Source organism: Arthrobacter monumenti (assembly GCF_054511255.1).
In genome coordinates, this window is record NZ_JBTNCY010000009.1 from 183,076 (window position 1) to 190,034 (window position 6,959).

General features: G+C 60.2%; 6 protein-coding genes. 2 read left to right on the forward strand and 4 right to left on the reverse strand.

Features of this window, described 5'->3' with window-relative positions:
• Nucleotides 1-66: 66 nt before the first annotated feature.
• From ACX80B_RS15065 to ACX80B_RS15080, 4 genes are all read right to left on the reverse strand, one after another.
• Nucleotides 67-990, reverse strand: coding sequence for a glycine betaine ABC transporter substrate-binding protein (locus ACX80B_RS15065; protein ID WP_459297582.1), 924 nt, complete (start codon nucleotides 988-990; stop codon nucleotides 67-69).
• A gap of 45 nt (nucleotides 991-1,035) precedes the next feature.
• A complete protein-coding gene (locus ACX80B_RS15070) occupies nucleotides 1,036-1,878 on the reverse strand; it encodes an ABC transporter permease (protein WP_459297584.1) in 843 nt (280 codons plus the stop codon).
• Nucleotides 1,878-3,074, reverse strand: coding sequence for a quaternary amine ABC transporter ATP-binding protein (locus ACX80B_RS15075; RefSeq protein ID WP_459297586.1), 1,197 nt, complete (start codon nucleotides 3,072-3,074; stop codon nucleotides 1,878-1,880). The genes ACX80B_RS15070 and ACX80B_RS15075 overlap by 1 nt, the downstream gene beginning before the upstream one ends.
• 415 nt (nucleotides 3,075-3,489) lie before the next feature.
• Nucleotides 3,490-4,536 carry an App1 family protein gene (locus ACX80B_RS15080; protein ID WP_459297588.1) on the reverse strand — a complete coding sequence of 349 codons (1,047 nt, stop codon included), beginning with the start codon at nucleotides 4,534-4,536 and terminating at the stop codon, nucleotides 3,490-3,492.
• 106 nt (nucleotides 4,537-4,642) lie between these two features.
• On the opposite strand from ACX80B_RS15080, the gene mshA reads away from it, so the two are divergent.
• Nucleotides 4,643-5,875: a D-inositol-3-phosphate glycosyltransferase gene (mshA, locus tag ACX80B_RS15085; RefSeq protein ID WP_459297590.1), complete on the forward strand. Its 1,233-nt coding sequence runs from the start codon at nucleotides 4,643-4,645 to the stop codon at nucleotides 5,873-5,875.
• 44 nt (nucleotides 5,876-5,919) lie between these two features.
• Nucleotides 5,920-6,687: a phosphatase gene (locus tag ACX80B_RS15090; protein ID WP_459297592.1), complete on the forward strand. Its 768-nt coding sequence runs from the start codon at nucleotides 5,920-5,922 to the stop codon at nucleotides 6,685-6,687.
• Nucleotides 6,688-6,959 lie beyond the last annotated feature (272 nt).

Genomic DNA, 6,959 nt, shown 5'->3' on the forward strand with positions numbered 1-6,959 from the left:
GCCGGCTGCGCGTTATGCACGGCCGGCGGGCCCGGTTGGCAATCCAGCCTATTCAGGCCGGTGCTTCTACTTGGCAGTCAGGCTGTCAACGTACTCCTGGTTTTCGGAGATCCACTTGTCGACAATCGGATCGTACTCATCGGTCTCGTTCTCATTGAACATGACGTTTTCGAGCGAGTAGAGGAGCTTGTTCTCCATCTTGAAGTCGGAGATCCACTGGGACACCTGCGGGTAGTCCTCCTTGAACGTGCCGGAACCGTAGGAGTAGATGCTCTCGGCAGTACCCAGAGTTCCTTCCGGATCCTTGAGGTCCTTAATGTCGAAGGCGTTGTAGGCCCAGTGTGGACGCCACAGCGTGACAACGATGTTTTCATCGTTTTCCATGGCGGACTTCAGCTCGGAGAGCATGGCAGGCGTGGAGGACGTGATGTACTCCATGTCTTCCAGGCCATAGGTCGGGATCACCTCTTCAGTGGTGGCCTTGGTCAGGCCGGCGCCCGGCTCAATCCCGATCAGCCGGTTGTCGAACGCCTCAGCGTTTTCGGCCAGCTCGGTGAGGGAATCGACGGGAGAATCGGCGTTTGTGGCGATGGTCAGCTTTGCCTCATCGTTCCAGGCGCCAAGTTCGGTGATGCTGTCGCCATGTTCCTCCAGGTAGGCCTCGTGGGTGGCCGGGAGCCAAACGTCCATGAGCAGGTCATAGTCCCCGGCTGCCAAACCGACGAAGGCAGGTCCGGCGTCGGCATACTCCAGCGTGACTTCCATGCCCTTGTCTTCGAGAATGGACTGCCAGAGCTCGGAGACAGCGACGCCCTCGGGCCAGCCGCTGAAGACGCCAATGGTGATTTCCTTGCCTTCGAGGCTGGAAGCGTTGGCATCATCGCCCCCGCCGGCCTGGTCCTCCGTGTTTGCTTCGCCCCCGCCACAGGCAGTCAATGCCAGGGCGGAAACCATTCCGATTGCAGCGATAGATGAATAGCGCTTTTTCATTTTCGTTCCTTTCCACCTGCCGTGGCAGGGTCTATTTCGAATCTTCTAGGCAGTCGACGCTGGTGTCGACGACTTGCCTAAGGTTGCGGTTAAACGGTCAAGATAAATGGCAAGAATGACGACGGCGATGCCCGCTTCCATTCCAAGTGATGTATCCACCCGGCCAAGTGCCAGGACGACTTCCCTGCCGAGTCCTCCGGCGCCCACCAGTCCGGCGATGACAACCATGGAGAGTGAAAGCATGATCACCTGGTTGATTCCGGCCATGATTGTCGGTGTTCCAAGCGGGATTTGAATCTGGCGCAGGATCCGCCACGGCGAGGAGCCGAAAGCATGACCTGCCTCGACAACTTCCTTATCGACTCCGCGAATGGCCAGTTCGGTGAAACGGACTCCGGGAGCCATTGAGAAGACGATGGTTGCGAAGATTCCGGGTACAACGCCGACGCTGAAAAACGCGACTGCGGGGAGGAGGTAGACAAACACCGGCATGGTTTGCAGGAAGTCCAGGATGGGACGGAAGATCACAGACGACGCGTCTGACTTGGCCGCCAGGATTCCCAGCGGGACGCTGATAATGATTGCCAGCGAACTGGCCAGCAGAACCAACGCGAGCGTTTCCATCGTCGCGTCCCATTGGTCGACGCCATAAATCAACAGCAGGCCCAACGCGGTCCCAATGGCAAACTTCCAGTTCTTAACCAGCCAACCTACGGCCACCAGGATAACCAGGATTAGCCAGAACGGTGGGGTCATCAAGACCCACTCAATGCCCGTATAGATAGCTGCGGAAACTACGGACGCGAAATCGATGAGGACTTGGAAGGTCGCCTCAATCCAGTCAATGCCGGTGGCGATCCAGTCACCAAGTGGTATCCGGTAATCCATTAGCGGGCACCTCCTTCGGCATGCTTGGATCCCGGTCCGGGCGCATCGAGCCCCTCGTCATCGTCCATAACACGGTTGGCGCGCCGTCCGGATCCCGGATCTTCAGTGCCTGTGGCCAGCCGCTCGCGCTGTTCCTCTTCGAGGGCTGTCAACGGTCGTTCGGGATGCGGGCCGCCGAGGGCAGCGAGAAGTGTTTCGTGGCCAAGTGTTCCCATGACATGGTCTTCGTTGTCGACGACGGCCAGGGGCCTTTCGTTATCGGCCGAGAGGCTGAAGATGTTCGACAGCAGGGTGTCAGCTTTTACTGTCGCCCTCCCGGATGCAGACGCTGATTCAAGATCGGTTGGGCTGCTGTCCATCACTGCCTCGGCGGTAAGGACCCGGCTCCTGTCCACGTCCTGGACGAACTGTTCAACATAGTGACTGGCAGGCTTGGTCAGGATCTCGTCCGGTGTGCCGATCTGCACGATCCGGCCGTCGTGCATCATCGCAATCCGGTCCCCGAGCAGCATCGCCTCATTCAAGTCATGGGTGATGAAGATAATCGTCTTGCCCAGTTCCTTCTGGAGACTCAACAGCTGTTCCTGCATCTCACGGCGGATCAGTGGGTCCAGAGCGGAGAACGCCTCATCCATCAGCAGGATGTCCGTTTCGGCGGCAAGGGCGCGGGCCAGCCCAACACGCTGTTTCATGCCCCCGGACAGTTGCGACGGATATTTTTCGCCCCATCCACCCAGTCCGACCTTCTCCAGAACTTTGGCAGCACGGTCCTCGCGCTCGGTCTTCTGCATACCCTGAACTTCGAGTGCATAAGCTGCATTGTCCAGAACGCTCCGGTGAGGCATCAGGGCGAAGTGTTGGAAGACCATCGAAACGTTCTGCTGGCGAAGCAGCCGCAGATCCTTGTCCGATACCTCCGCGAGATCGGTCTCACCTATCCGGACATGGCCCGAGCTCGCGGGCAGGAGTCCATTGAGCATACGGATCAGGGTGGATTTCCCGGAGCCGGACAAGCCCATGACGACGAAAATCTCGCCCCTTCGGACATCAAAAGAAGCGTCAATGACGGCCGCAGTGCCAAGGTTGCTCAGCTCCTCACGGCTTTGACCAGCCTTGAGCTTCTTGACTACTTCGGCGGACCTTCGGCCGAAAACTTTGTAGATGTTTTCGGCCCTCAGTGCAATATTGTCGTTCACTCTTACCAATCCATGGGTCGCCCCGGTGATTGGTATGAATCAATCCCCCGTTGCGAGCACCACTGTTTATCTGGGGGGTCGCCTTTAGGCCGCTGATTCCTGCTTCCGAACGGTGGAAACTGAATCGGCGGTCTGCTGGTGGTGGCTGCATTCAGGGGTGTAAAGCTGCTCCCTGGCTGCAGGACTCCTCGGATCACGTCTTGCGGTTCGTAAATGAGCCTAACAACAAGGCGTTCACTTTCGGCGTAACGATATGGAATCGATACCGTCAATATGCGACGCCGGTGGATGGAAACGCCCGAAAAGCCGCTAATTGTGCGGATTCAACACGTTATAGCTTCGTTACTGACCAGTAGGAGCAAGGCCGGATGATCCATGGTTTAGGCAACATAACCGGCGGATCGAGCCGTGGGAGCTATAGCAATTCGAGTCGTTTGAGCTTCTTGGCCAAACCTGCACCATCCGGCGCGTAGACCATCGGTGTATTGCTTTGGCCGCGGTTGCCATCCTTTGACCGTCCACCGGCCAGCACGGCTTCGCTGACCGACAGCTCGCGGATGGCGATGGCGGCAAGATGTCCGGGATGGCTGCGGGCGAATTCCGAGTACAGCGCTTCATCGTGCTGGCCGTCGTCGCCAATGAGCAGCCACTTAATGTTGGGGAACTCTTCGGCCAACCGGGCCAGGTTGTTGCGCTTGTGCTGGGTGCCGCTGCGGAACCATCTGTCCCGCGTGGGCCCCCAGTCCGTGAGCAGCATTGCGCCCGCCGGATAGAGATTCCGGGTGAGGAACCTGGTCAAAGTGGGAGCTACGTTCCAGGCGCCGGTGGACAGATAAATCACCGGTGCACCCCCATGGGTCTTGGACAGCCGTTCAAGCAGCACCGCCATACCCGGGGTGGGCATCCGGGCGTGTTCGTTCAGGACAAAGGTGTTCCACGCAGCGAGCAACGGCCGCGGCAGTGCAGTGACCATGACCGTATCGTCGATGTCCGTGACGATGCCCGTTCTGATCCCCGGGGAAACGATGAACACCATGGCTTCAGCGGGCTCGGACTGTCCGGTCTGCATGGTCACGGTGTGCCAGCCGGGTGCCAGCTCCGCCTTGACGACGGCATCAACCACGCCGCCCCGGTCCGCCTCCACCACATGAGTGATGCCGTCCAGGGCGATGGTGACTTTGGCCTCGCCAATGGGAATGCTGGTAAAACTCCGCCAGCCGCGGACATTGGCCCCCGTTGACTGCATCTCGCGGTGGTGCGCCGGCTGCTTGGTCAACAACGCCCGCCCAAGCACGCGCACCCAGCCTGTCGAACCATAGCCGGCGTAGGCGATCATGGCCTCGGTGTAGTCGCGCTTGCGTGCCCGGCGTTCCCTGAAATCATGAAAGGCGTCTTCCAGGCGGGCAGCGCGGTTCGAGGCCCGGGTCCGTGCAGATTCCGTGTGCGGTTTCGCATCCGTCATAGCAGTAGTCTTTCACGACGGAGGCCAGTGGCGGAGGCCGGGGAACCGGGTTTCCGCCACAGGACTAAGATCGATAGAACCGGGTACGCCTGTGGGAAGGATGAGTGTGCCGAGAATCCGCCGTGTGGCAATGCTTTCGCTGCACACATCTCCGCTGAAACAGCCTGGTTCCGGCGATGCCGGCGGGATGAACGTCTACGTCCGTTCGCTGGCTTCCGCGCTGGCAGGGGACGGGATCGACGTCGAAATTTTTACCCGTGCCGAATCAGCAGACCAGCCCGCTATCGAGGAACTGCATCCAGGGGTCCTTGTCCGGCACGTTCATGCCGGCCCGCGCGCCCGGTTGTCCAAGGAGGAACTGCCCGCGCATGTATCTTCCCTGGCCGGAGCCATGAACAGGATCAGGGCGCTGCTGGCGGATGGCCATTTCGATGCGATCCACTCGCATTACTGGGTATCGGGAATGGCCGGTCTGCTGATGACGGACCACTGGGACATTCCGCTCGTTCATTCCATGCACACCATGGCAAAGGTAAAAAACCAGCATCTGGGACCGGCCGATAAGGCTGAACCTCCCGTTCGGGTGGCCGGCGAGCAGCGCATCATTGAGCAGGCTGACCGGCTGATCGCCAATACGCAGACGGAAGCCGGCGAGCTGGAGCAGCTCTACGCAGCGGATCCCCGCAAGATCGACGTCGTTGCGCCCGGCGTCGATCTTGCCGTTTTCAAACCCGCATTCCGGGCCGCATCCAGGCGGCACATCGACGTCGAAACCGGGACCTTCCACATTCTCTTCGCCGGCCGGATCCAGCGGTTGAAAGGACCCCAGGTCCTGATCGAGGCGGTTGCGGAGCTGAGGCGCCGGCGTCCGGACCTGCCGTTGACAGTCAGCATGCTTGGAGCTGCCAGCGGTGCCGAGGCTCTCGAACTTTCCCCCATCATCGACCGGCTGGGGCTGGCCGGAACTGTCACCGTCCGCGATCCTGTCGATCCCACTGAGCTGGCACACTGGTACCGCGCGGCCGACGTCGTCGCCATGCCTTCTTTCAGTGAGTCCTTCGGCCTCGTCGCGCTCGAGGCCCAGGCATGCGGAACCCCTGTGATCGCAACCAAGGTGGGAGGACTGGCAGAGGCGGTCTGCGATGGCCGTACCGGGCTGCTCGTCGACGGCCACTCCCCCGGCGCCTGGGCGGATGCACTGGAGAGCCTGTACGACGACGGCGTCACCCGCCGGGATATGGGACAGGCCGCCTCGGTCTATGCGCAGGGTTATGGCTGGCAGCGGACTGCCCGGCTGACGGCCGCCAGCTATCAGGTGGCGGCCGGGCAGCACCGTTGAAGTGTTCACGATGATGTACGGCCATGGTCATTAGACTGGACGGCGTGAATGCACAAGAACTCGCTGAGTACCTGAACTCCGTCCGGATCACCGGCAAAATAGCCACCACCCGTGAAGTGAACGTGAAGCACATCCACTGCTTTATCGACGGCGAGATGAACCATGAATTTGGTGTGGAGTGGACGCGTGACTGGACCTACGACGACGTGTTCGACCTGATGCACCACAGGGTGGGTACCAGTTCGGATCACGAGCATCTTGAGGGACAGGACACAATCAGCGCAGAACTGTGCGTGGCCGCCCTCGACCGATTTGCCGCACGTCTGGCTGACGCGGTAGCGAAACAACAGCGTGTCCTGTTTGCCACCGGCCATCCCGCCGGGCTCCTTCCTGTGCACGCCGCATTAGCCGAAGCCGCCGGCCGGGCAGGAGCCAGTTTGGTTGAAGTGCCGGAGGGCAACAAATTCCTCGAAGGCGATATCCGGCAGATCAACAAGGTGCTGATGTGGCACCAGCACGGCAGCCTCATGCACACGCATTTGCCAATGCCGATGCAGCTAAGTCTTGAGCGGCTTGCCGGGGAAGGTGAACCAGCCCCGGATCTGGTCGTGGCAGACCATGGATGGGCAGGCTTCGCGGCCACCAGCGGCATTGACAGCATCGGGTTTGCCGACTGCAACGACCCGGCTCTGTTTGTCGCCGAAGCCCAAGGTCAGCTCCAGGTCGCCGTTCCGCTCGATGACAATGTCTGCCCCGGCCTCTACGCACCCATGGTGGACTACATTCTGCAGCAGGCGGGGTTGAACGCCTAAGGGCCAGCCGTTACTAACGCCCTGTTGGGTTAGGCACAAAAAAAACCGCTGGAACCGAAGACCTTGCCTTTGGTTCCAGCGGTTTTATTCCGTGGAGCTGAGGGTGTGTGGACTCAAGACATCGTTCACCTATGTCCTGGGACATCGTTCCGATCGTGAATGACGTCAGAATCCGGTCCCGACCGGGCGGACTGATCCTTCATCTGAAGACTCGGGACATCGTTCCCCGTCGTGGCAGCGATGGATGTCTCGGGACATCGTTCACGATTTGA

Excerpts from the sequence above, each read along its gene's own strand:
- ACX80B_RS15070 (WP_459297584.1), bottom strand. The coding sequence starts at position 1,878 with ATGGATTACCGGATACCACTTGGTGACTGGATCGCCACCGGCATTGAC.
- ACX80B_RS15080 (WP_459297588.1), bottom strand. The coding sequence starts at position 4,536 with ATGACGGATGCGAAACCGCACACGGAATCTGCACGGACCCGGGCCTCG.
- ACX80B_RS15065 (WP_459297582.1), bottom strand. The coding sequence starts at position 990 with ATGAAAAAGCGCTATTCATCTATCGCTGCAATCGGAATGGTTTCCGCC.